The 21,824-nt window shown below is 47.8% G+C and carries 20 protein-coding genes and 1 riboswitch; of the genes, 13 read left to right on the forward strand and 7 right to left on the reverse strand.

All coding sequences use genetic code 11. The features are described from left to right. Positions 1-28: 28 nt before the first annotated feature. Positions 29-1,099 (forward strand): Gfo/Idh/MocA family oxidoreductase, encoded by a 1,071-nt coding sequence (locus MKY42_RS03025; protein WP_179261904.1) that lies wholly within the window; start codon positions 29-31, stop codon positions 1,097-1,099. A 115-nt stretch (positions 1,100-1,214) separates the two neighbouring features. Here the strand turns inward: MKY42_RS03025 and MKY42_RS03030 are convergent, their stop codons facing one another. The 4 genes from MKY42_RS03030 to MKY42_RS03045 form a co-directional block, all read right to left on the reverse strand. Next, on the reverse strand, positions 1,215-2,255 hold the full coding sequence (locus MKY42_RS03030; protein WP_339848448.1) for a zinc-binding alcohol dehydrogenase family protein: 1,041 nt from the start codon (positions 2,253-2,255) through the stop codon (positions 1,215-1,217). A 204-nt stretch (positions 2,256-2,459) separates the two neighbouring features. Next, complete coding sequence (locus MKY42_RS03035; RefSeq protein WP_339848450.1) at positions 2,460-2,828, reverse strand: hypothetical protein; 369 nt, start codon at positions 2,826-2,828, stop codon at positions 2,460-2,462. A gap of 96 nt (positions 2,829-2,924) precedes the next feature. Beyond that, positions 2,925-3,242, reverse strand: a complete 318-nt coding sequence (locus tag MKY42_RS03040) for a hypothetical protein (RefSeq protein ID WP_179261900.1) — start codon at positions 3,240-3,242, stop codon at positions 2,925-2,927. A gap of 267 nt (positions 3,243-3,509) precedes the next feature. Then, positions 3,510-6,194: a UvrD-helicase domain-containing protein gene (locus tag MKY42_RS03045; protein ID WP_339852684.1), complete on the reverse strand. Its 2,685-nt coding sequence runs from the start codon at positions 6,192-6,194 to the stop codon at positions 3,510-3,512. A gap of 345 nt (positions 6,195-6,539) precedes the next feature. Here MKY42_RS03045 and MKY42_RS03050 point away from each other — a divergent pair, with 345 nt between their 5' ends. Together MKY42_RS03050 and MKY42_RS03055 are read left to right on the forward strand one after the other, a co-directional pair. Further along, a complete protein-coding gene (locus MKY42_RS03050; protein WP_179261898.1) occupies positions 6,540-7,331 on the forward strand; it encodes a zinc ribbon domain-containing protein in 792 nt (263 codons plus the stop codon). A 73-nt stretch (positions 7,332-7,404) separates the two neighbouring features. Further along, the gene (locus MKY42_RS03055) at positions 7,405-8,196 is read left to right on the forward strand and encodes a TrmB family transcriptional regulator (protein ID WP_090904223.1); all 792 of its coding nucleotides are present in this window, start codon (positions 7,405-7,407) and stop codon (positions 8,194-8,196) included. A 194-nt stretch (positions 8,197-8,390) separates the two neighbouring features. On the opposite strand, the gene MKY42_RS03060 is transcribed toward MKY42_RS03055, so the two are convergent. Then, entirely contained in the window at positions 8,391-9,074 is a 684-nt protein-coding gene (locus tag MKY42_RS03060; RefSeq protein ID WP_090904224.1) for an NUDIX domain-containing protein, read from the reverse strand. 79 nt (positions 9,075-9,153) lie between these two features. On the opposite strand from MKY42_RS03060, the gene MKY42_RS03065 reads away from it, so the two are divergent. Then, positions 9,154-9,456, forward strand: coding sequence for a hypothetical protein (locus tag MKY42_RS03065; protein ID WP_063567890.1), 303 nt, complete (start codon positions 9,154-9,156; stop codon positions 9,454-9,456). Positions 9,457-9,744: 288 nt separating this feature from the next. Here MKY42_RS03065 and mscL read toward each other — a convergent pair whose 3' ends face one another. Further along, positions 9,745-10,239, reverse strand: a complete 495-nt coding sequence (gene mscL / locus MKY42_RS03070; protein ID WP_090904225.1) for a large conductance mechanosensitive channel protein MscL — start codon at positions 10,237-10,239, stop codon at positions 9,745-9,747. 268 nt (positions 10,240-10,507) lie between these two features. Then, positions 10,508-10,607, forward strand: a riboswitch (purine riboswitch). A gap of 299 nt (positions 10,608-10,906) precedes the next feature. On the opposite strand from mscL, the gene MKY42_RS03075 reads away from it, so the two are divergent. After that, positions 10,907-11,494: a xanthine phosphoribosyltransferase gene (locus MKY42_RS03075; protein WP_090904226.1), complete on the forward strand. Its 588-nt coding sequence runs from the start codon at positions 10,907-10,909 to the stop codon at positions 11,492-11,494. A 1-nt stretch (position 11,495) separates the two neighbouring features. Further along, entirely contained in the window at positions 11,496-12,857 is a 1,362-nt protein-coding gene (locus MKY42_RS03080; protein ID WP_090810282.1) for a nucleobase:cation symporter-2 family protein, read from the forward strand. Positions 12,858-13,178: 321 nt separating this feature from the next. Here the strand turns inward: MKY42_RS03080 and MKY42_RS03085 are convergent, their stop codons facing one another. After that, positions 13,179-13,517 (reverse strand): hypothetical protein, encoded by a 339-nt coding sequence (locus MKY42_RS03085; protein WP_090904227.1) that lies wholly within the window; start codon positions 13,515-13,517, stop codon positions 13,179-13,181. A gap of 282 nt (positions 13,518-13,799) precedes the next feature. Here MKY42_RS03085 and MKY42_RS03090 point away from each other — a divergent pair, with 282 nt between their 5' ends. The 7 genes from MKY42_RS03090 (at position 13,800) to MKY42_RS03120 (ending at position 21,618) form a co-directional block, all read left to right on the forward strand. After that, positions 13,800-15,380 (forward strand): contractile injection system protein, VgrG/Pvc8 family, encoded by a 1,581-nt coding sequence (locus tag MKY42_RS03090; RefSeq protein WP_179261894.1) that lies wholly within the window; start codon positions 13,800-13,802, stop codon positions 15,378-15,380. A gap of 277 nt (positions 15,381-15,657) precedes the next feature. Beyond that, the gene (locus MKY42_RS03095) at positions 15,658-16,557 is read left to right on the forward strand and encodes a pentapeptide repeat-containing protein (protein ID WP_179261892.1); all 900 of its coding nucleotides are present in this window, start codon (positions 15,658-15,660) and stop codon (positions 16,555-16,557) included. Next, positions 16,533-17,030 (forward strand): DUF1629 domain-containing protein, encoded by a 498-nt coding sequence (locus MKY42_RS03100; RefSeq protein WP_143067083.1) that lies wholly within the window; start codon positions 16,533-16,535, stop codon positions 17,028-17,030. The genes MKY42_RS03095 and MKY42_RS03100 overlap by 25 nt, the downstream gene beginning before the upstream one ends. Then, the gene (locus MKY42_RS03105) at positions 17,027-17,677 is read left to right on the forward strand and encodes a hypothetical protein (protein ID WP_179261890.1); all 651 of its coding nucleotides are present in this window, start codon (positions 17,027-17,029) and stop codon (positions 17,675-17,677) included. Before MKY42_RS03100 ends, MKY42_RS03105 begins: the two co-directional genes overlap by 4 nt. A gap of 20 nt (positions 17,678-17,697) precedes the next feature. After that, a complete protein-coding gene (locus MKY42_RS03110) occupies positions 17,698-18,075 on the forward strand; it encodes a DUF4280 domain-containing protein (protein ID WP_090904232.1) in 378 nt (125 codons plus the stop codon). A 30-nt stretch (positions 18,076-18,105) separates the two neighbouring features. Then, on the forward strand, positions 18,106-21,138 hold the full coding sequence (locus tag MKY42_RS03115) for a DNA/RNA non-specific endonuclease (RefSeq protein WP_339848458.1): 3,033 nt from the start codon (positions 18,106-18,108) through the stop codon (positions 21,136-21,138). 15 nt (positions 21,139-21,153) lie between these two features. Next, complete coding sequence (locus MKY42_RS03120; RefSeq protein ID WP_179261886.1) at positions 21,154-21,618, forward strand: DUF600 domain-containing protein; 465 nt, start codon at positions 21,154-21,156, stop codon at positions 21,616-21,618. The last annotated feature ends 206 nt before the right edge of the window (positions 21,619-21,824 follow it).

Here is a 21,824-nt window from a genome sequence, read left to right on the forward strand (position 1 = left end):
TGTTCTGGAAAAGGAAGGGAGGAAGAAGATGACCACGAGCAAAATGCTGCATATTGGCATGATCGGCACAGGCTCCATCTCGGATCTTCATATGAGGTGTTATGCCAAGAACGAGAATGCAGTCATTTACGCCATCTGTGACCTGAACGAACAGCGTGCAGCCGCGGCTGCTGAGAAGTATGATGCACAATCTGTGTACACCGATTATCGGGAGATGCTGAAGGACCCGCATGTGGATGCCGTTAGTATCTGTACATGGAATAATACACATGCCGAATTTGCGATCGCTGCCCTGGAGGCAGGTAAACATGTGCTGCTGGAAAAACCGGTAGCAACCAATGTGGAAGATGCGCTGCGGATTGAAGAGGCTGTGAAGAGAAGCGGATGTACCTTTGTCGTGGGCTTTGTGCGTCGTTATGACAACAATATGCAGATGATGCGCGGTTTCATTGATGCCGGTGAGTTTGGTGAGTTGTACTATGCCAAAGCTTCTATCCTGCGTCGCTTGGGAAATCCCGGAGGCTGGTTTGCGGACAAAAACCGTTCCGGCGGTGGCCCGCTCATTGATCTTGGCGTACATATTATCGACCAATGCTGGTATCTGATGGGCAAACCGAAACCTGTTTCGGTGAGTGGCAATACGTATCGAAAACTGGGCAATCGTGCCCATATCGAGCATCTTTCTTTTTACAAAGCCGCAGATTACAGTTCTGCTGTCAACAATGTGGAGGATATGGCGAATGCACTGATTCGCTTCGAGAACGGGGCTTCTTTGGCCGTAGATGTGAGCTTTACCCTGCATGCACGTGGGGAAGAATCTTCAGTCCGATTGTACGGCGAGCGCGGTGGGTTTGAGCTGGAGCCGGAGACGTTAATCGTCACCGAGAAACACAATACCATCCTTAACATTGAACCCCAGACAGACTATAAAGGTCTCGATATTCATGGTGCCTTCCAGAATCAGATTGATCACTTTGTGGATTGCTGTCTGAATGGTACCGAGCCCATTAGTCCCATTGCGGATGGTGTGGCTTCGACAAGGATGCTGTGCGGAATTTACGAGTCAGCCGAAAAGGGTCAGGAGATTCGTCTGGACTGATATAGAGGTAGAATTTAATGTGGTATTAAAGGGTGTTGTTTCTCCATCTTATCTTTGGAGAGACAACACCCTTTGGTGGATTCACTGATCGTGATCAGACAAAACGGATGTACGTTTATTTTTCGAACCCTTCCAACACGATTTTGCCAATCGCAGTGCCCGATTTACTTTTTCGGTAGGCTTCCAGCAGGTTAGCTGCATTAATGGGTTCAATCCGTTCTGCCATCGTTGTATGAATCTTGCCAGCCTCCACCAGATCTGCGATTTCATTAAGCAGAAGATGCTGTTCAATCATATCATCAGTCTGGAACATCGGGCGGGTGAACATCATTTCCCAGACGAGCGTTACGCTTTTTGAGAATAACTTTTGAAGTTCGGGTGGTTTTTCGAAGGGTAGAATGGAGCAAATTTTCCCCTGAGGCAAAATAACGTCTGCCATCTGTTCCATATGCTCATCTATATGATTTAGCACGAAAATGTATTGTACATCAGCGAGTCCAAGATCTTTAAGTTGTGGTCCAAATGGTTGATGATGGTTGATCACGTGGTCTGCTCCGTTTGATTTTGCCCAAGAGACGGATTCGGGACGAGAGGCAGTTGCTATAACTTGAAGTCCAGCGAGCTTGGCTAATTGAGTAGCGATCGAGCCGACGCCTCCCGCTGCCCCGATAATAAGCATGCTATTGCCTTCGTTATCCGATGCATTCCTGGAAATGCCCAAGCGCTCAAAAAAAGCTTCTCCTGCCGTAAGGCTTGTCAGAGGTAAAGCTGCTGCCTGGGCAAAATCCAGATTTTTCGGCTTTCTGCCGACAATGCGTTCATCTACTAAATGAAACTCACTGTGTCCGCCTGGGCGTATATTGCTCCCCGCATAATATACTTCGTCACCAACGTTGAACAAATGGCAATCGGAGCCGATGTCCACTACCACGCCCGCTACATCACGACCAGGCACGGTCAGGGATAAGTCGTTCGGTTGTTTGGAAAGATGCGACCTCCAATCCGTCGGATTGACAGACACCGCCTTCACCTCAACGAGTAAATCCTTTCCTGTAGGTTTGGGTTTCTCCAGTTCTACCTCCTGAAATGGCGGTATGTCAGTCTCTAGCCCGGGTTCGTAATATCCGAATGCTTTCATCATGATTGGGTTTTCCATCGCTATAGTTATCCTCCTCGCAGAAATAAGTGTATATATATAAACATATATCATAATATCAAAAATAAACAGTAGTATCATTTTTGGTTTATAGTATCAATAATGATACTATTGGAGTTAAATTTATAAAAAAGACTCCCACCTCTCCTGAAGCAGACAGGTCGTCTGGTTTCATCGGAGCGAGGAAGTCTTTGATAAAAAAGTTCATTTATTCAGCGGTGAGTTCTCATACCCTGGATCATCATAATCCGTATCTTGCAGCCGTGAAAGTACATTCATGCTCTCAATCGCCTGCCGGGTATCCGAAGTGCCATGGTCGTAAAGAAACGTGTACAGCAACGTCATGCCATCTGAGAATTGTTCTGTTGCTTCGTCATGATCCGCCGATTTGTAGGGTACCGGAGCTCGTTGCAGTGTATAGGCGTCTTCATCCTCCAGCACTTTCATCAGGTCTTTCAGCCGATTTAACTGTTCATCGTTCACCATGACTTCAAACGGAGTTGATTCGTTCTTGGTCTGTTCAATAAGATTATGGGTTACCGATACATAGTAATGCTTTTTGCCGTCCAGCATAATCCAACCTCCATTCTAAAATGGAAAAAAGACGCTTCTACTGTTAATAAACAGCAGGAAGCGTCCTGAAACGAATGGCTATCGTTTGCCTTCGTCTTACTCATCAATGTGCTCAGTTACAACCGACCATCCATTGCCTATGCCATCCAAACGACCTTGTTCAAAAAAATCAATTCCATTAACTGTGATACTCACTGCAACCATTTCCGGTTCATTTTCTACGGGATCTACAACAATAAATCCTTTGTTCAATAAATATGTGATCGTTCTCTGTCTCTCTATGTGTGCATCCGGATAGAATCTTTTTTTGGGGACGATACAAGAAGGGTTTTCAGTAAACCATATCGTATACAGTTCTTGTAATATATCGAATCTTTCTTGTATCCGCTCTTTAATTACAGCTTCCAGTTCCATAACTCACCTCTTCTAATTTGTGCAAAGGGGCTATCTCGAAAGGGATGCTCCTCTCGCTCCAAGCGTTAACGAACCTACCGCATACTAAAAGACTAATTCTCAAAGATTACATATTTTAACGAACTTCAGTGACCTTATTTAGGTAAAAACGGACGTGCGAACCTAAAAATCGGTCAACATTGAAGAAATAAGGTCACTATGATTCGTTACACCTCAGTTTTGCGCAAATCGGAGCAAATAGCGTGTGCTAGGTTCGTTAAACCTAACTCATCTTCCGAACCGGCTAGTTACCGGAACCTTCCGTGTACCGGCCTCCATCGTGCCTGAACATAGTGGACAGGGCGGAGGACCAGAGGTCGCTTTTTTGGATGAATTGGCAGAAGAACCATCCGGTTTCTGGCGCAGCCACGCTTTGCAGGTGGACGAGCTGCACTTCCAGATTGCCACGGTCTCCGTGCGTTCTGTCTTTCCTGAGGAATGCGACCCAGAACGGTTTGATGAAGACGAAGCGGCCTGACTTACACCCGTGGTGCTGAACGCCGTGTGATTGCGAATCACCCCGCTGCCGCGCCGCTCACTGAGACGATCCTCGTCTCGTTCATCGAGTACTTCCAAATCACGCCGATCACTTTGACGGATCGCGCTACGCTGACCTGCACTTCGTAGATCTGAACCACGCTGAACGGGACTCATTGCATCCCGTCCCTGCGGCCGCGATCCTGAACGGACGGATGCTGCATTTCCATTTCTAGTTCTACTCTCATTGCCGTTAGCTTTACCATTCGTGTTCCCGCTACCCTTCCAGCTGCTGCTACCACTGCCGTATGACGTGTGATTGCCAGTCTGGCCATCCTCGCGGTTTTTGCGTTTATCCGGTACCTCCATGCCGAAGGCTTCGAGCAGAAAGCGGGAAACGTCCGCCGGTTTTCCGTGATGACTGGCGGGAGAAGTGATGTATAAGTACTGTTTGGCCCGTGTGATTGCGACATAGGCGAGACGTCGCTCCTCTTCCAGAGCCATATCCAGTTCGGCATCTGTCTGCTGCACCGTAAGAGCAGCCTTCTGGTCTTCAGGGATATCCTGCCGCAGTGCCGTGCTGTGAGGCACGATTCCTTCGCTGGCGCCGATCCAGTATACACATGGGAATTCAAGTCCCTTGGCCCGGTGAATGGTCATCAGTTGGACTGCATCGCTGTCCTGTGAACGGCGCAGTGATTCCATCTCGCGGTGTCTGCGGGAGAGTTCATCGGCGAATTGGATGAACTCTTCAACGGTTTCGAATTTTTTGGCGGCAGCTTCGAATTCGTCCAGTGTCTCCAACATCGTTTCCTTATAATGGGTAAAGATGCTGGGATCACCGCTTTCCATATACTTGTCGTAAAACTGGCGGCGCATCTCCTGGATCGCGATCACCGGTTTCAGCTTCGTCAGTGATTTGATCAGCTTGATGCGTTCCTTGACCTGTTCCTGCTGAAAAGGCTTCAGCTTGTCCCATTTGGCCAGATGGATGAGCGGATATTTCTTCGCTTGCTGCTCTTCACTGCGCTGAATCCACTCCAGTCCGGCATCACGGGATACATAGAGAGGCCCCAGCGCACTCGGCAGAGCATCTACAGCACGTGGATTCAGAGACAAGCGCATATGATCCATCAACGGTCGAATCAATGACTGGTCATAGAAGACCGGGGAAGCGCCGTGTTGTACAAACGGCACATCTTTCAACACAAGCTGCTCGAATATAGCCCGACTGCTGCTGGCTGTCCTGTGCAGGATTGCGATATCCCGATACGTATGCAAACCTTCCTCAACTTGCTGACACAACTGGTTAACAACCCAAGCTGCTTCTTCCTCGGCATTGGAGGGGGTTGCGAACCGTGGCGCATCTCCGCGATGTCCGGCTGCGCGCAGCCGCTTGTCACGTCTTCGTTTGTTCCGGGCGACCAATTCACTGCCCAGTCCCAGAATACGCGCATCGCTGCGGTAGTTGATATCCAGCGTCACGATGCGTGCACCGGGGTAAACTTTATCGAATTCCAAAATGGATTCCTGCCGTGCCCCATTAAATGTATAGATCGTCTGGTCATCGTCTCCCACAACCATCAGGTTGCGGTGGGCAGCAGCCAGTTTTTGCACAATTTCATATTGCAGACTGTTCGTATCCTGGAACTCATCGACCATGATGTACTGAAAACGCTGCTGAAGCGGCCCCAGTACAGCAGGATCACGAAGCAGAGCGGCAGCTCGCAGCAAAATATCGTCAAAATCCATTTTGTTGCGATCCCGCTTCCAGGCTTCATAACCAAGGAGAACACGTTTGGCATCCCGTTCCTCCTGTGATTTTTCGGGAAGATCGCTCGTCTCTGAGCCTTGCATTTTCCAAGCAGACAGCATGGCCAACAGACTCTCAGGCTGAAACGCCTCACTCATGCCATTCTGGCGCAGAAGCATCTTGAGCACGGTATGCTGCGCACGGGACTCCCCAAAAATCTCTTCCTGCACGCCGTAATGACGCAGCAGCGTCAGCGCGAACGAGTGGAATGTACGGGCCTGCACTGCTCGTGCGGCTGCGGGACGAATACCAGGCAGCGATGCGATGCGGTCTTTCATCTCAGTGGCAGCTTTGTTCGTGAACGTCACCAGCAGGATGCTTCCCGCATGAGCACCACTAACCTCCATCAGGTAGCCGGCACGTGCAGCCAGTACGGTTGTTTTGCCGCAGCCAGCTCCTGCGAGAGTCAGCAGGGGTCCTTTGCCGTGGCGAACCGCTGAGATCTGGGGTCCGTTCAGACGGATGCCTACCTCTTCCAGAGAGCGGAAATAAGGCGCATCCCGATCATCGCTGCCCACGAGCTGCCTACTGGTCTCCAGCGGAGCTGAAGGGGACTGGGGCAGGGATGCCGCCGGGGTAACCCCGAGCGGACGGGGGTAAAACGTTGAGTTCGGACTTAACATCATTCATCCACCTCTGTATGCATTCAGGGATAGGACTATCCCGGCTTAAAAGTAATTCATTTGCCCTTTTCACAATCGCATTGTAAATTGGTATGATAGGGATAACCGCCCAAGTAGGCGGATCAACAGGGCCAAAGCTTCATTATACCCGAACGTATGGTCCTGGCGAAAGCCCCCGAATTCATCCAGCATCGGCAGAAAACGGGCATTCACGCGAGATTTCGCAACTTTTTGGTATGATATCGTATAAGTTATATACTATAAAAAATCAAATGAAAATGGGTTTTGGAACAAATGGTGTTGAATCAAAAGGTTCAACTCTGACGGGACAGAGGAGGAGAAGTCATGAAACTGCTTCAGCGAATTAAGAACGGAGCAAACAAAGCAACAGAGCGTGCCCAGCACGCCGTTGAAATCGGTAAAATTAATAATCAGATTGTGGGCTTGCAGCAGGAACAGGAAGTCCATTTTACAGATATGGGTCGTATCTTCTATGAAGGTTATCGCGCACAGGACATGACGCGTGCCGAAAAAGAGATGGTGGATCTATCGGGGCTGTGCGATGAATTGCAGGATGAGATTGATGGACTGCGCAACAAGATTGCACAACTGAAAAATGAGCGGTTATGCGAGTGTGGACACGTCGCTACACTGGATGCCAACTTCTGTCCGAAATGCGGACGCAAGTTGGGTGAGTTCAAACCCGCAGCAGCATCTGTAGGGGGAACAAGCCCTGCGAGACAGGAAGCAGCCGTGGCCCACAGCCCGGAGCGACCGATCTACGATGCGCCAGTTGAAGAGGAACTGGAGGAAGCTGAGCCGTATCACACGGTGATTCCGTCCATTGCGGACCTGGAGACCGAATCCGAGTATAACAGTACGGAGTTTACCCAAGAGGAAAAGGAAGCGTTCGATGCCGAGTGGGAACGCCGTCGGGATGAAGAAATGCAACGGGAGCGTGAGCGCCAGCAGGAGCTGGATGAGCGTATTCGGTACTGGAAAGAAAATAATCCAATCGTGAACACCGTGGACGTACAGACCGAAGTGCCACGCGAAATGGTGAACTGTCAGATTTGTGCAGCAGAGCTGCCCAAAGGCTCGAAATGGTGCCCACGCTGCGGAGCAGAACAGATCTGATTTGATGCAGTAGACGCGCAGCTGAATCATTGTGGGGCAGCGCTGGTTGCTTACAGCATGGGGGGACGGGAATATGGACCAACTGCTGCATCATTTGCGTCATCTGGGGTTTACCGAGATGGAATCTAAAATTATGGTGGAACTCGCTCGCCAAGGTTCGGCCTCGGGATATGAGGTTGCAAAAAGGCTGGGTGTGTCCCGTTCCAATGTATATGCCACCCTGCAACGGCTGGAACAGCGGGGATTCCTGCGCTGCAGCGCTGGTGAGCCTGCGAAGTACAGTGTCTTGAAGCCTGAAGAGATGACAAGCATGATCTCAAGTCAGATGCGTGCATCTCTTGAATATGTGCAGAGCAGTATGCCGCAGCATGAGCCGGAGAAGCCGGTCTTTTACAACATTGAAGGCGACAAAAATGTATTTGAGAATCTAAGCCGTGAACTGGCTGAGGCCAAACATGAGATTGTGGTGGACGTGTGGCGTGAGGAAGCGGAGTTGTTGCGTGCAGACTTGCAGCGTGCTGAAGATCGAGGTGTGCGCCTTTTATGGTCATGTGATGGCGGAGAGGGTATTATGGATCAGCCAGCTCCTTGGCCTGGTTTGCCCTCATACGGAGCAGATAATGGCCGAAAGTTCTCTTTAGTGGTCGATCGTCGTTGGTGTATGTTAGGGATGCGCGGGGAATCTTGCGCCACTCAAGCGATGGTAACAGAACATCCGGTCATGACCGGACTGCTGCTGAATCATTTTGCTCAGGAATTGGTGTTGTATGAACTGGAGCAAGACATGGGGGATGAACTGGAGTCTCGTTACGGGACTCGATACGAAAACCTCTCAGCACGTTATTGGTCCGTACCTTCAGAGTGAGTATGAACTCCAAAATACATGCTTAAAGGAAGCAGGCGCTGCCATGTGGCAGACGCCTCTTCATGCTAGTTAACAGAAGCAGTGATGTTCATCACAGCAAATGTTCCCTGTTGAGCTAATGTAATAGGGTATGAATTCATGCTATTTTTGAGAAAATGAAGCTATGAACGTAACTTTGTTATAGGCAAAATTGGTTAGTTTTTGCGCAAGTGAACTAACGCTTCAAGTACATCGATATAATATTCCGTACCGTGTGGCACGAACTCGGCTGCTCTAATCTCGCGCATGTGACGTGTTTGAACGGGGAGAGGAACAGAGTTTCGATTTGCCTGATCCATCTGATTGGACACTGACTGCACGGCTTGCACTCCTGCGGCTTGAATCACATGGATATCGCCACGGAACAAGGCAATCAAGTCTTCCAAAGGCACTTCGTAGAGGCTGTCGACCTCGCTTGCCTGCAAGGTATAGGCTTCGAGAGGCTGGTTCAAGCACAGTCCAAAGACAGAGCTGAATTCCCGATCAATAAAAGGTACGCCGCGAACCTGCCCTTCAAGTTGCTGTCTTGCCGTCAACAGGTAGGTCAGCGTTTCAAAAGGTGCTTGCACGCCCAGTTCTTCCTCAAGCTCACGACTGGCTTCATGCAGCTGTTCTCCGGCTGTGAGATGCCCTGCTGCGGTAATGTCGTAACATCCGGGGAAGGTATCCTTGATATCCCGTCTTCGCTGAAATAGAACCAACCGCTGTGAACCTTCGTCCCGCACGATCCAGCAGTGGAATGAACGGTGCCAGAATCCCTCGGCATGGACCACGCTGCGCAGCTCTGTACCTATCCAATTTTGCTGATCGTCGTAAATGTCGAAACGTTCTGGGGTCATGATACGTATCTCCTTATATAGCAAGTTTTAAAGTTCAAAATTTCACAAAGTGTGTTTTAAACGAAAGGGGAACCACCTTATGGAATGCATTGTACACTTTCAGGTCATTTATCCGCAACCTCAGGAACGTAAAAGTCTTAGAGGGTTGATTATGGTAGGGCAAGGTCAGGAACCGGCAAATAGCCAGCTAACAACGATGTTTAAGGATATGGGATTCAACGTACGTTTGGAAGACGAGAGCCAATTGTTGTTCAAACCTGTGGATGCGTCGATGAATTTTGATTATATCCGGGTAACGGAGCTCGATACCGGGGAAGAGGTTTATAAGGAAGATCGGGATTTGAAGTCGATTTTGGAGCACTTGCTGCCGCGTCGATTCTAGTTTGTACATTTGGTGAGTGTAAGGATAGTAATGAGAGTAAAGCAACATACCCTGCTTGTGAGATTAAGAAAGGCCCCACCATTACGGTGAGACCTTTCATGTGGAAGCCGATTGAATTCCACCCGCCCCGTGCGGGATTGCAACAACACGGATGAAGAAGAATGACGGACAGATCAAGCAGGATTTTTTTTACATAAACCTTTATATATTAACAATTATCCTCTACTATTCGCTATATAGAGTTTTGGGTACACTTTAAATTCTAATGAACTCAAAGCATGGAATCGATTAAACCGTTGCGCCGTTACCTTCAGCTTCCAGCTCTGAAGTACAGTGCGAACAGCGAGTAGCCGCAGCCGGAATTTCAGAGAGACAGTATTTGCAAGCCTTGGTCGTTTTTTGCGGCTCGGGCTTTTTGTGTTCTTTGCTTTTGATGTAATTGATACCCTTCACCAGCATGAAAATACAGAATGCAACGATGAGGAAATCAATCATCACGTTGATGAACTGCCCATATGCAATCACCGTAGCGCCAGCCTCATTGGCTTGAGCGAGTGTTGTGATCTCCTGTCCACTGGCAGTTCGCATATCCCAATCCAGATTAAAAATTTTCTGACTGAAATCAACTCCTCCAAGCAACTTACCTACAGGTGGCATGATAATGTCATTCACGAGGGACGTGACAATTTTACCAAAAGCAGCCCCGATAATGACACCGACCGCCAGATCGATGACGTTGCCACGTACAGCAAATTCTTTAAATTCCTTCAGTACGCCTTTCATGTCTGCAAATCTCCTTTACCCAATAAATTCATAATACAGGCGGCGTTTCCATCGATTCTCCGTTCAGACACGCGCTTCCGTTCTCATATTGTACATAAAAACACCGCAGCAATCATCCCTTTATTGCAAATTAAGACAAGTTTCCGCAACTTCCATGAAAATACTTCTTTATTTCACGGCGCCGATTCGGTATACTTCTAACATTATCAGTTCCGTTCACACTTTTACATTCAGGTTCGCGATCATACATTGTAACGAATCATGGAGCTTAAAATTAAATATGCCGACTCGTATATGTGCAGGAATAGGCCTGCATGTTTCTACCCGATCACCGGAATGATCGGACTACGGGAAAGATCTGCAACGTTTTAAGGTATGGAGAGAGAGGATTCTCGGGCAGCGTGTCTGAAAAAGCATGTTCAGGCCCTTTCATATCCCTTCTTGGATAGGGAGTTTTGAGGTTTGCTCGGAGTTAACCAGTTATCAAGCTCGTCCATTACACTACACTTGCAGTACCTATGCGGCTTGTCCACATACGTACAAGTCCGTCTTTTCCCGTCTCCGGTTCTTCCGCAGCGTGTAAAAAGGCGGGCTTTTTGTTTTTTTACAGCGGGGATCGGGTCATGCAGGCTTCTGTACGAGAGGGCGCACAGGGGGAAGAATGACGATGCAATTGTTAAAAGACAAGGTAATACAGGAAGGCATTGTCCTGTCCGAGCAGGTACTCAAAGTGGATTCATTCCTGAACCACCAGATGGACCCGGTTCTGATGAAGGAAGTGGGCAAGGAGTTCATCCGCCGTTTTGACGGGGAGAACATTACACGTGTACTGACGATTGAATCCTCAGGGATCGCACCAGGCATCATGACTGCGCTGGAACTCAACGTTCCGCTTATTTTTGCACGGAAGCAGAAGTCACTTACACTCACGGAAGACATTCTGGTTGAGAAAGTTTACTCCTTTACGAAGCAGGAGACCAATGAAATTACAGTTGCGAAGAAGTTCATGCAGCCTGGTGACCGTGTACTGATCATTGATGACTTTCTAGCCAATGGCGAGGCAGCATTTGGTCTGGCCCGCATTGTGGAGCAAGTAGGTGCTGAAGTAGTGGGGATTGGCATCGTGATTGAAAAGGCGTTCCAACCGGGAGGCCGCTTGCTGAAAGAAGCAGGATACCGTGTGGAATCACTGGTTCGCATTGGGGCGTTGTCAGACGGGAAAGTTACGTTTGCGGACGAGGAGGTCACGATCTAATATGGCACGCGAACGTATTTTCCAGCGGCATCGGCATCCGATCAAAACGTTCTCGCTAGGTCTCCAGCACGTACTGGCGATGTATGCAGGAGCTGTCGTTGTACCGATTATTGTCAGCAAAGCCCTTGGTTTTACAACGGAGCAGTTAACCTATCTGATTGCCATTGACCTGCTCGCCTGTGGTGTGGCAACTCTGCTTCAGGTATGGGGCAATCGGTTCTTCGGAGTGGGGCTGCCCGTCATGCTTGGCTGTGCATTCCAGGCTGTATCACCGATGATTTTAATTGGGATGAAGAGCGGCGTGTCTGCCATTTATGGTGCGATTATTGCATCAGGGATATTCGTTGTATTGTTCTCGGGCATTTTTGGCAAATTGATTCGGCTCTTCCCGCCAGTCGTCACCGGATCAGTAGTAACCATTATTGGTCTGACCCTGATTCCAGTTGCGTTCAACGATCTCGGCGGCGGTCAGGGCGCAGAAGATTTTGGCAGTGGTGTTCATCTTCTGCTCGGTTTCGGCGTATTGGTGTTCATCATTCTGATGACACGGTTCACGACGGGATTCGTTCGTTCCATCTCGGTGCTGATCGGCCTTCTCGTGGGCACAGTGGCAGCAGGGCTTATGGGTGAAGTGAACTTCGCTCCAATTCGTGAAGCAAGCTGGTTCCATGTCGTGCAGCCATTCTACTTTGGTACGCCGACGTTTGAGATTGTACCGATTCTGACCATGATCCTGGTGGCGATTGTCAGCGTGGCTGAATCCACGGGTGTATTTATGGCTCTTGGCAAAATTTTGGATAAAGACCTGTCTTCCAAAGATCTGGCCCGTGGCTATCGTGCAGAAGGTTTGGCGATTGTGCTGGGTGGTATCTTCAACTCATTCCCGTACACGACCTATTCACAAAACGTAGGGCTTGTACAGATGACTCGTGTCAAAACGCGCGATGTTATCGTTGTAGCGGGTGGACTGCTTGTGGTTATCGGCTTTGTACCGAAGATTGCTGCATTGGCACAGCTAGTTCCAGGTTCTGTTCTTGGCGGGGCCATGGTTGCATTGTTCGGTATGGTAGTATCGTCTGGTATTCGTATTCTGGGCAGCCAGGTTGATCTGAACCGTCATGAGAACCTGTTCATCATCGCCTGCTCTGTAGGGATGGGGCTGGGTGTAACGGTTGTACCTCAATTGTTCGCAGGTGCACCGGACTGGGCACAGATTATGCTGGGTAACGGAATTATTGCAGGTAGCTTTACTGCCATTTTCATGAATTTGCTCTTTAATGGTCTGGGTACTCAAGCAACGGCGGCCAAAATGGCTGAGCGTCAAGCAGATGTGATCCTTGGAGATAATGGCAAGTCGGCGTAAAAAGTAAAGAGCTGAAATCTTCGTTGCCATTACCGGACGCCTTCAACATGTATATTATGTTAACTTTAAATTCCTCATGGATTGAATAATAAATGTTGTGAATCAAAAAGTTAAACGGCCTGAACGATTCAGGGGATGAATCATCTATCCTGTGAATCGTTATTGAAGTCATAATGAATGAAATAAACGGAACACCGGAGACCTTGCTCATTAGAGAGCAGGAGATCCGGTGTTTTTTCTTTTTTGCCCAAAACAAGATGGATTATTATGTAGACTCACGGGATGAATTACTTTGGGAGGAAGCCGATAGAGCGTTACATACTACAGATGGCGCAGCTGTTTCTCTGCAAAGTCTCCGACCCATGGCAGCTTCAGCCATTTGCCTTGCAAACTGGTGACTACCATGAGAAGCCAGACCACCACACCAAGCATGGACAATAGCGATGCCAGCAGTGGCCCAAAAAGTGGGAGAAATGCACACAACACATGACCGACCATAATGAGGCCAAATACCGTGACGGATTGAAGTGCATGAAACAGAACGAATCGGCTTCGTTTCTCAACAGCCAGAAAGACGATTCCGCCTATAAAAGTGAACAGATAACAGAGCATGCCGGCAATATTTTCATCCAGACCGCTTGATGATTTCATGGGGGACATTCGGTCCAGCCTCCTTTGTCCTTTTTAACTAGGTTATGAGGGAGTGGGACAGAACTGAACCGGTTTGATCAAGGAATGTTCCAGATGGACAAAGAAAATGTAACACTCAATATAGGTAAACACCACGTGAGACTATAGATTCATTTGAAAATAGAAGTGCGTATATATACATCCAATTTGAGACTTTCTACATATTCAAAATATTCCATAAAATTCCGAATTATATAAATACAATTATAAAGGGTAAACCATTAATTAATTTGAGATACAAGGAGGCTTATTATGAATATATCCGCAACAACATACGGTCAGGTTCGGGTAACACCTTACGAAATCGTTCGTCTTCAGACCCTTGAAGTGAATAAAACGATGAACGGACATGCGCGAATGAGAATGACGGCAGTGATCCCGGAATCTCGAAAAGACAGCTATGTGCAAGCAACAACATCCCAAACCGATATTAAAGTGAAAATTGCCGATGACGATGGACATGAGAAAGTGTTTTTCTCCGGTGTGGTGCTGCACGTAAAAGTGAACGTTATTAACGATGTACATACACTTATGGTTGAAGCGGTGTCCCATACCTACTTATTGGATGTAAAACTGCACAAGCGCTCCTTCCAAAACCCTAATCTGTCCTACAAGAATTTGGTGCGCAAGATTATTTCTCCCTATGAAGGTTCAGATGTTATTGACTTTGCTACAGATGGCCGTAAAATCGGAGATTTTGTGATGCAGTATGAGGAAACAGATTGGCAATTTATCAAAAGGATGGCTTCCCATTTCTACACTGGAGTTGTTCCGGATACATCTTCAGGAAAACCCAAGTTTTATTTTGGCTTACCCGAAGGCCAGTATAAGGGTGAATTGCAAGCATCCCATTACACAGCAACCAAACGAATTGCCGACTATCGATCTGCCAAGGAAAATAAAGTACCGGGTGTCAAAGATCCGGATTATATCGTATACGAAGCGGACAGCAGGCAATGGTTCGAAGTAGGGAATGAAGTAGAGTTTAAATCCAAAAAGTGGATTGTAGGTGAGGCGAAGACCCGATTCATCGATAGTTTGCTAAATCATACATACTCCTTATTTCCAGCGGAGGGGCTTCGTTATAAGAAGAGCTACAATACTTCCATTATTGGCGCTTCCATTCAGGCTTCGGTTCTTCAAGTCAAGGGGGACAAAGTTCGTGCGAAGCTCGATATGGATGAGCAGCAGGATGAGAGCACAGCCTATTTCTTTCCCTATTCAACGATTTATGCTTCCGAGAACAATACGGGCTGGTATTGCATGCCTGAAGTGAACGACAGCATCCGTATTTATTTTCCAAGCAAAAAAGAGGAAGACGGCATTGCCATAAGCTCTGTAAAAAGGCAAGATCCTGAGATTGTGCCAGCTGCACCGAAACAGACTTCAACCGCATCATCAGCGGTTGGAAAGGGTGGGGCTTCGGGACAGTCTGGGGGAAGTCCAAGCGGGAGCAATCGTAATAGTTCAGGCGCGGCTGGAGGTGGAAGTAAATCTAGCCCGGCCAGCAGAGTAGCCCCGCCCCCAGTGCCCGAAGATCGAATGGGTAATCCGGACATCAAGACATTCCGGACCAAGTATGGGAAAGAGATCATGCTGGCTCCAGACAAAATTGTGATCTCGGCGGGTGGAATGTATATCACGGTCAGTGACGAGAATGGCATCGAGATTGTAAGCGATCAGAATGTCAGCATTACAGCGGGTCAGGATGTCGTCATGTCCGGACAAACGATTCGGATCGCAGGCGAGAAGGTTGAGTTAACCGGAAAGGGCAATACCATCACGTTGGAAGAAGAGTTGAAGATGCACGGGGCGGAGATCAAGATGAATTAGCCAAGAGTGGTAGAAAGGAAGAGAAATGAACAAAGCGGAAGCGATTGCACATTTACAGCAGGAAATATTGGAGCCCGCACTTCAGGAACATCTCTCGTCACTTAGGGTGTACATCATGCAACATCAGAACTCGTTAATCCAATCGTTCGTAGAGTCTATGCGGCAACTCTGTGTAAAAGCAGAATGGGCCCAACAGGAACTCGGGAAACAACCAGTCTCAATCCTTCATTGTTCCATGTTGAGAACATCTATATTGGAGGGGAGTTACACCTGCTTAATGGAAGCCTACTCCGATCAATGGTATTGGGATGAAGTGGAGTGTATGCACACATATGATGCGACGTGGGCATTCCAGCCGTTGTCTTCGTTACAACAGCTGCTTCATATCGAAATGAGACGTTATGGAGGTGTACTGAATGCTTCTGATGTTGAACGGATGATGTTGCAGTCCGCGGGGAGATTCAACGCCTACGTCATTGCGCTTGCACGTCTGGCCGTTCCTCATGTTGTGAATTTGAAAGAGATGGAACACATCGACCGTGCAGATCAGTTTCAGATCAGGGTAGGTGAATATAAGGACTGGAGTGAACCCGTGTATATCAGGGACTTTGGGTATAGGGACATGCAGAATATCCGCAAGAAATTATCAGTAGCGGAAGGGCTGGAATGTGCTTATGGAGACTATACGTCACTATCCTTGGCAGAAGGATTATATGACCACGTTGATATCAGGTATTCCGATTTCAGTCTTGCCGATCTGAACAAGAGTAACTTAAGAGGTGCTGTGATGATTGGGACCAAATGGGAACAGAGTGATCTGAGTGGAGCTGACCTCAGAGGGGCGCTACTTATGGATGCTGTGTTCCGGGAATGCAGTCTGCGTGGAGCCAACCTGTCTGATGTCAGTGACGGAGCGAGTATGGAATTCGAGGAAAGTGTTCTTGGTCTTCAGGGAATCTGTTTTGCCGGGGCCAATCTGGAAGGCGCCGACCTTCGGGGAGCACAGTTATTCCATGCTGATTTCCAGGGGGCTAGGCTGAGTCAGGCACAGATATGGATTCATGACCGTGAGAGGTATACACATGTTTTGAATGAAGAGCAGATTGAATCGATACGCTGGGTTGTATCCCATGAGGAAGAGGAGGAGGAGCTATGGTCCCACGATTTTATGAACTGACCGAAGATCATCGGATATTGAATCCGTTCAGGCCTCCCATATTACAAACCAGTTTTGATGAGTTGCCCATTTCATCTGTCATGATGATTGAACGCAGACTGAATGAAGAGCCGACCGATTGGATAAGTAGGCCTTCATATTTTGTTAGTGATCGCATGAAGCGGCTGATGGAATTGGTCGATGAAGCAATGTTGTTCAAATCCGTCACCTTCATTGATCAGGGGAGTGGGGAACAGTTGAGCTACTGGGCGAGTCATATCCCTGCTGTGCTGGCTTCGTCTGACCATAGCCTGTTTTATCCGAATGGTTCAATACAGCAGCTTGTATTGCAGGGTGAGGCGGTTAAAGATCAACGCATATTTACATTGGAGGGTGTAAGAGGGAGTGGTGTAATCGTGCGTCTTGATGTAGCAGAGAGCATGCTTCGCAGAGGGTTAAGTGGCTTTGTTTTACGAAAGGTGGACCTGGAATGAACCGATATGGTGATGAGATGCTGCTGAAAATGGATCGGGATTTGCGTTTGGCAAAGCGCATTCAGGAAGCTGAAGCGGCAAGTGGGGAGCTGATGACGCAGGAAGAGGTTACATTCGGAGTACGCCAGGGTCTGATCGAGACCGAAGCAGATATCATCACGTTGAACAATCACCAAATCTGGGAGGGGATAATAACCCTTCCTTTACCGGATCGTCTGGTCCGGGTTCCCCGAGGCAAACTACAGGAGGGCAGAAACAGCCATGGACGAGATGAGGTCATGTGGATTGATGAGCAAAAGGGTATCAGCTTAAGCCTATCTAGATCATCTCATCCATTGCACGTAAGCCAGATTGAGGGAATGGGCAGGATCATCACAGATCAGATGCGAACGCTCAAAAAGGATGCGCAATGGTTACATGAGGAGACGGTACAAGGAGATAGACTGATTGTCTTCTATGGAGAATCCATTCAGCCCTCAACCTTGGGAATGGCTTACGATATTGTGATCGTTACATCGGTAAAAGGAAGAGCGGTCACAGGGAATGTCCGTTTTCCGGTTGAACAGCTTCATCTATGGCGACTTCTAACAAGGGCGATATTCACATGTGCCCGGATGAGTGAAAACGGAAATGGACCAATCCATTAATTAACATAGGGGGGACTAGAATGCTGCTACCCATGCTGTTCAAAGCTTTGATGTCAGGAGGGTTCGGTGGTGAATTTACCTATGTGGTCAGAGGTGCCGAGATTTCCTGCAGTCAGGGATCAGATCCGGGTGTGCTGAACCTGCCTCTTTCCCACGGCATCTATATCAAGGAACAGCCTGTATTAAACGTTGCGGACGTGATTCCACTGGCTAACGTTGGACGATGCGGGTTTTGCAAAATGGACGGAGCATTGTGTGAACCAGATACGTTCTTTAACAAATGGAGCCAGGGCAAGGAGGATGTGCTGGTGGAAGGTGAGGCTGCTCTACTCAGTCGATCTGAACTGATATGCCGAAAAGGCGGGATTATCAAGATTGAGGTCGATGGTCAGTTGTAAGATGCAGACGGATAAGAAAGGGGGAACACTGTGCAGACCTTGGAAAAATCAACGCTAACCTATGGGGATATCCATGTCCATTGGCCGTATGGCAAGATACGCCTGGATAAGCTGGAATTGATCCAGCAAGCAGGAGCACATGGTCGGTTATCCTTCAGTGGATGGGTAGATGAAGAATGGGAAGAAACCATTATCCAGAAAGCTGGGAGTCACGATCGAGTCGGATTCATCCAGATAGATGAATCCGGAAGGGAGTTACCCCTGTTCAAGGGACAACTCCATGAGATCAAAGTCGAAGCAACCAGAGGGATCGTATATGTGATGGCTGTAGTCATCTCACATACCTATGAACTGGATGCCTTACAGAGAACGAAATCCTATCAGAACGAGAATCTACGTTATCTGGACATTGTTAATCGTGTTATGAAGGGGTATCATGAAGGAGACTATATTGATTTTGCCTTTGATGAGACGAAGACGGGCGCTTTTATCATGCAGTACCAGGAGACTGATTGGAGCTTTCTGAAACGGCTCGCTTCTCATCTGGGAGCAGATCTGGTGCCGGATGTGACTGCACACAAGCCCAGGTTCTGGATTGGTTATCCCGAAGGCAGAGGGGCATTTGAGCTGAAAGCCATCCCTTTCGAGAAGAGTCGTAATATTGAGCGTTTTTTACATACCGAAGCCCAGGGAAAACATGCGGTAACGGAGGCGGAGTATACAACGTATACCTTCGATCTGGGGCAGGAGCTTCAATTGGGGGATGAAGTATCCTCTGATGGCCGTATCTACAACATAACCTCTCGCCAGGCGATGCTGGAACGGAGCTTGCTACAGTGGAAGTATACATGTGCATTGCCAGCATCGCATCCACTGCCCAGACAGCTTCAAACGATGATCACGGGTGCGGCTATCGAAGGAAAAATCATTGATGTGAAACGTAACCAGGTGAAGGTTCATCTGGATATGGATGAGGGTCAGCAGGCTGGGGAGGCACGCTGGTTCCCGTATGCCGCGGAAGGCAGTCAAGTATGGTACATGATGCCCGAACCCGGCGCGAAGGTGAAACTGTATTTCCCAAGTGCGGAAGAAGACGAAGCCATGGTGATGCAGTCGGTTCGTCAGGAACCAACGGAAGCGGGACATGTGGAGAAGAGCGGCAAAGTGATGCAAGACCCGGGTGTAAAGTCTTTCGGTAACCCACAGGGGAAATCGTTCACCCTTGGCGACAGCGAACTTGTCATGAACGCCCAAGAGGGCGCCTTGTATATCTCGATGGCTGCGGGTAACGGGGTTACATTGAACAGCACAACCCACGTGCAGATCCAATGCATGGGTGACCTGAACATCAGCGGAGCCAGCGTCAGTCTGGAGGGTACAGAGGGCTTGTATATTCAGACGATGACAGATTATGTGGAGCTTGTGGAAGAGGTCAACGGCAAGAGTGAGAATGTAGTCCTGGAAGCCGAGATCCATCGGTCCTTTGACATGATTCAGTCAGCGTTCGACCAGAGTCTGGCCAGTATGGGAGAGAGCGCGTTGAAGGAAGCGCGGCTGAAACGAAACTGGGAAGCACGTGAAAAGGGCAAATTGGACGGTGTGATCGAAGAGGGGAAAAGCCTGCTCAGTATGGTCGGTGATGTGGCTGACCTTGCATTTACAGGGATCGTCGGGGGTGACAATGCCCAGGGATTATACAGCTGGGTAAAGGGAAAAGAAGTAGGGTCATTAACGGAGCGGAATGCCACGGTACAAGGAACGATTACGGGCGTAAATAACGTCATTGATTATACAGGAGACTTGGTCACGGGTCAGAAATCAGGGAAAGAGATCTGGCAGGATGTATCCAGTGCGGGAGAAGCGTATGCCAAGCCGTTCATGGACCTGAAAGGCGAAGACTACCGTACCATGCTGACCCTGACGGAACAGGAGAGCCACGACGCAGGGTTAAACGATGTTGGTGCTACGATGCGAGTCGTGGATACAGCGGGGGCCATATTTGGCGGGGCATCCTTGGTCAAAAATGGCGTCAAGGTGCTCAAGGGTGGTGGTAAGAAGTCTGGCCATGCAGATGGAGATGGAGCCAAGGGCGGCGTTCCACATGGTCATGGAGATGGACCAGATGGAACCTCAGGTGGTGCCATGAAGGATGGCAAGCTCAAGACCAATGCAGCATTAATGCCTTCATCTCTCGCAGAGCTGGGAGAACGAATCAACCAGGCCCTGGGTAAAATGACCGCAGGCGCAGCAGCCAGTGTTCCATGGCGAGTTCAGCGGGTGAGGCTGAGCAACGGCCAGACCGTGCCGGTGATTGTGAAGAATGACAGTCACATGTTCTCCGATACAGGTGGAAATCATGGGAAAGGCAGTGATTCTGGAAGTTCGAAGGGTTCGCCGAGCACTTCTCATGTGGATTCGAGAGAAAGTAGTACGCCATCGAAAGGAACCATTTCTAAAGAATCGTCTAAGACGTCTCCAAACGTTCCGCCAGTTAAGCCGAAGGAAGCTCCTAAACCTAAAGAAGCCCCATCATCGAAAGATGGAACTAAGGTTAGGGATGGGAATACTGAGGGGACGGGGAAAATTAGTGAGGTTGGTAGCCAGGCTGATGATATTTTACGAGATGGAAGCCATATAGTAGATGGGGAGCTAAAGCCAAATGTAACATATAAAACAGGTGAATATGAATATATCTACAAAACTGATAGTAAGGGAAGGCTTGAAAAATTTACTGCTGACGATTTAAAATTAACTGAGAGGGATAGCAGATTACCTCATGATCCAGATACTCCAGGCAAAGAGCCAGGCGACCATGCAGGGCATTTGGCAGGGGATAGATTTGGTGGTTCACCAGAAATTGACAACCTTGTTTCACAACTAAGCAATGTGAATTTAAGCCAATATAAGAAAATTGAGAATCAATGGGCTAATGCGATTAAAGAAGGGAAAAAAGTAAAAGTAAATGTTGAAGTGAAATATGACGGAGACAGTATACGCCCATCTAAATTTAATGTACAGTATGAAATTGATGGAGAAGCTTTCTCAAAGAGTATATTAAATTAAGAAAGGCAGGTTACTATGAGCAAAGTATTTGAAGATATTTTTAGTGAACTTCAAGCTGACATGGTCTCCATTTGTTTAGAGTATGTTCACAAAAGAGCCGAAAAAATATATATTTATTGTTCATTTGAAGAAAGAGTTATTTCTAGTGATTTTTTCTATTTTATTAATGGTAGGCTTGTAAAGAAACACAAACTTAACGATGCATTAGATGATAGTTATGGTCTTCTATATGACATATCAGTCGAAAGACAAAAAGGCGTTCTGAATATTATTAACGATGATATTGAAAAGATATATAGATTATGCGACGAACACAAAAGAGAAATGCCAACCGAAATAAAATTGGTATATGATGTTACAAAAAATAGCCTTAAAGCAGAATATAAATATGAGTTGGTTTATTCAAATGACCCTGTAAAAACCGCAGACGACATTGCGAAGGAATGGTTCGAGCAAATTAAAGAGGAACATAGCGCGTAAGGTGATTTTCCATTCACTGTAAATTAAGGATAAATATGAGTATCTTTTGAAATAGTGAGAATGGCGGGCCTATAGAGATCTTTCATTTCGGTTGTACGCCCATCAAATACTTTAATTTTAAAACTTAAATATCGCTATTCCGATACATCAAACAGGTTGATTATGGTCAGATACCACCATGATTGACCTGTTTTTTTGGAGCCAAG

Origin of the sequence: Paenibacillus sp. FSL W7-1088, assembly GCF_037969855.1 — a bacterium.
Classification (GTDB): domain Bacteria; phylum Bacillota; class Bacilli; order Paenibacillales; family Paenibacillaceae; genus Paenibacillus.

Bases quoted from the DNA above. Each gene is read 5' to 3' on its own strand.
- mscL (WP_090904225.1), bottom strand. From the start codon at position 10,239: ATGAAAGGCGTACTGAAGGAATTTAAAGAATTTGCTGTACGTGGCAAC.
- MKY42_RS03080 (WP_090810282.1), top strand. From the start codon at position 11,496: ATGGCACGCGAACGTATTTTCCAGCGGCATCGGCATCCGATCAAAACG.
- MKY42_RS03075 (WP_090904226.1), top strand. From the start codon at position 10,907: ATGCAATTGTTAAAAGACAAGGTAATACAGGAAGGCATTGTCCTGTCC.
- MKY42_RS03050 (WP_179261898.1), top strand. From the start codon at position 6,540: ATGAAACTGCTTCAGCGAATTAAGAACGGAGCAAACAAAGCAACAGAG.
- MKY42_RS03110 (WP_090904232.1), top strand. From the start codon at position 17,698: ATGCTGCTACCCATGCTGTTCAAAGCTTTGATGTCAGGAGGGTTCGGT.
- MKY42_RS03085 (WP_090904227.1), bottom strand. From the start codon at position 13,517: ATGTCCCCCATGAAATCATCAAGCGGTCTGGATGAAAATATTGCCGGC.
- MKY42_RS03095 (WP_179261892.1), top strand. From the start codon at position 15,658: ATGGAAGCCTACTCCGATCAATGGTATTGGGATGAAGTGGAGTGTATG.
- MKY42_RS03120 (WP_179261886.1), top strand. From the start codon at position 21,154: ATGAGCAAAGTATTTGAAGATATTTTTAGTGAACTTCAAGCTGACATG.
- MKY42_RS03060 (WP_090904224.1), bottom strand. From the start codon at position 9,074: ATGACCCCAGAACGTTTCGACATTTACGACGATCAGCAAAATTGGATA.
- MKY42_RS03100 (WP_143067083.1), top strand. From the start codon at position 16,533: ATGGTCCCACGATTTTATGAACTGACCGAAGATCATCGGATATTGAAT.
- MKY42_RS03065 (WP_063567890.1), top strand. From the start codon at position 9,154: ATGGAATGCATTGTACACTTTCAGGTCATTTATCCGCAACCTCAGGAA.
- MKY42_RS03045 (WP_339852684.1), bottom strand. From the start codon at position 6,194: ATGTTAAGTCCGAACTCAACGTTTTACCCCCGTCCGCTCGGGGTTACC.
- MKY42_RS03105 (WP_179261890.1), top strand. From the start codon at position 17,027: ATGAACCGATATGGTGATGAGATGCTGCTGAAAATGGATCGGGATTTG.
- MKY42_RS03055 (WP_090904223.1), top strand. From the start codon at position 7,405: ATGGACCAACTGCTGCATCATTTGCGTCATCTGGGGTTTACCGAGATG.
- MKY42_RS03030 (WP_339848448.1), bottom strand. From the start codon at position 2,255: ATGGAAAACCCAATCATGATGAAAGCATTCGGATATTACGAACCCGGG.
- MKY42_RS03035 (WP_339848450.1), bottom strand. From the start codon at position 2,828: ATGCTGGACGGCAAAAAGCATTACTATGTATCGGTAACCCATAATCTT.
- MKY42_RS03025 (WP_179261904.1), top strand. From the start codon at position 29: ATGACCACGAGCAAAATGCTGCATATTGGCATGATCGGCACAGGCTCC.
- MKY42_RS03090 (WP_179261894.1), top strand. From the start codon at position 13,800: ATGAATATATCCGCAACAACATACGGTCAGGTTCGGGTAACACCTTAC.
- MKY42_RS03040 (WP_179261900.1), bottom strand. From the start codon at position 3,242: ATGGAACTGGAAGCTGTAATTAAAGAGCGGATACAAGAAAGATTCGAT.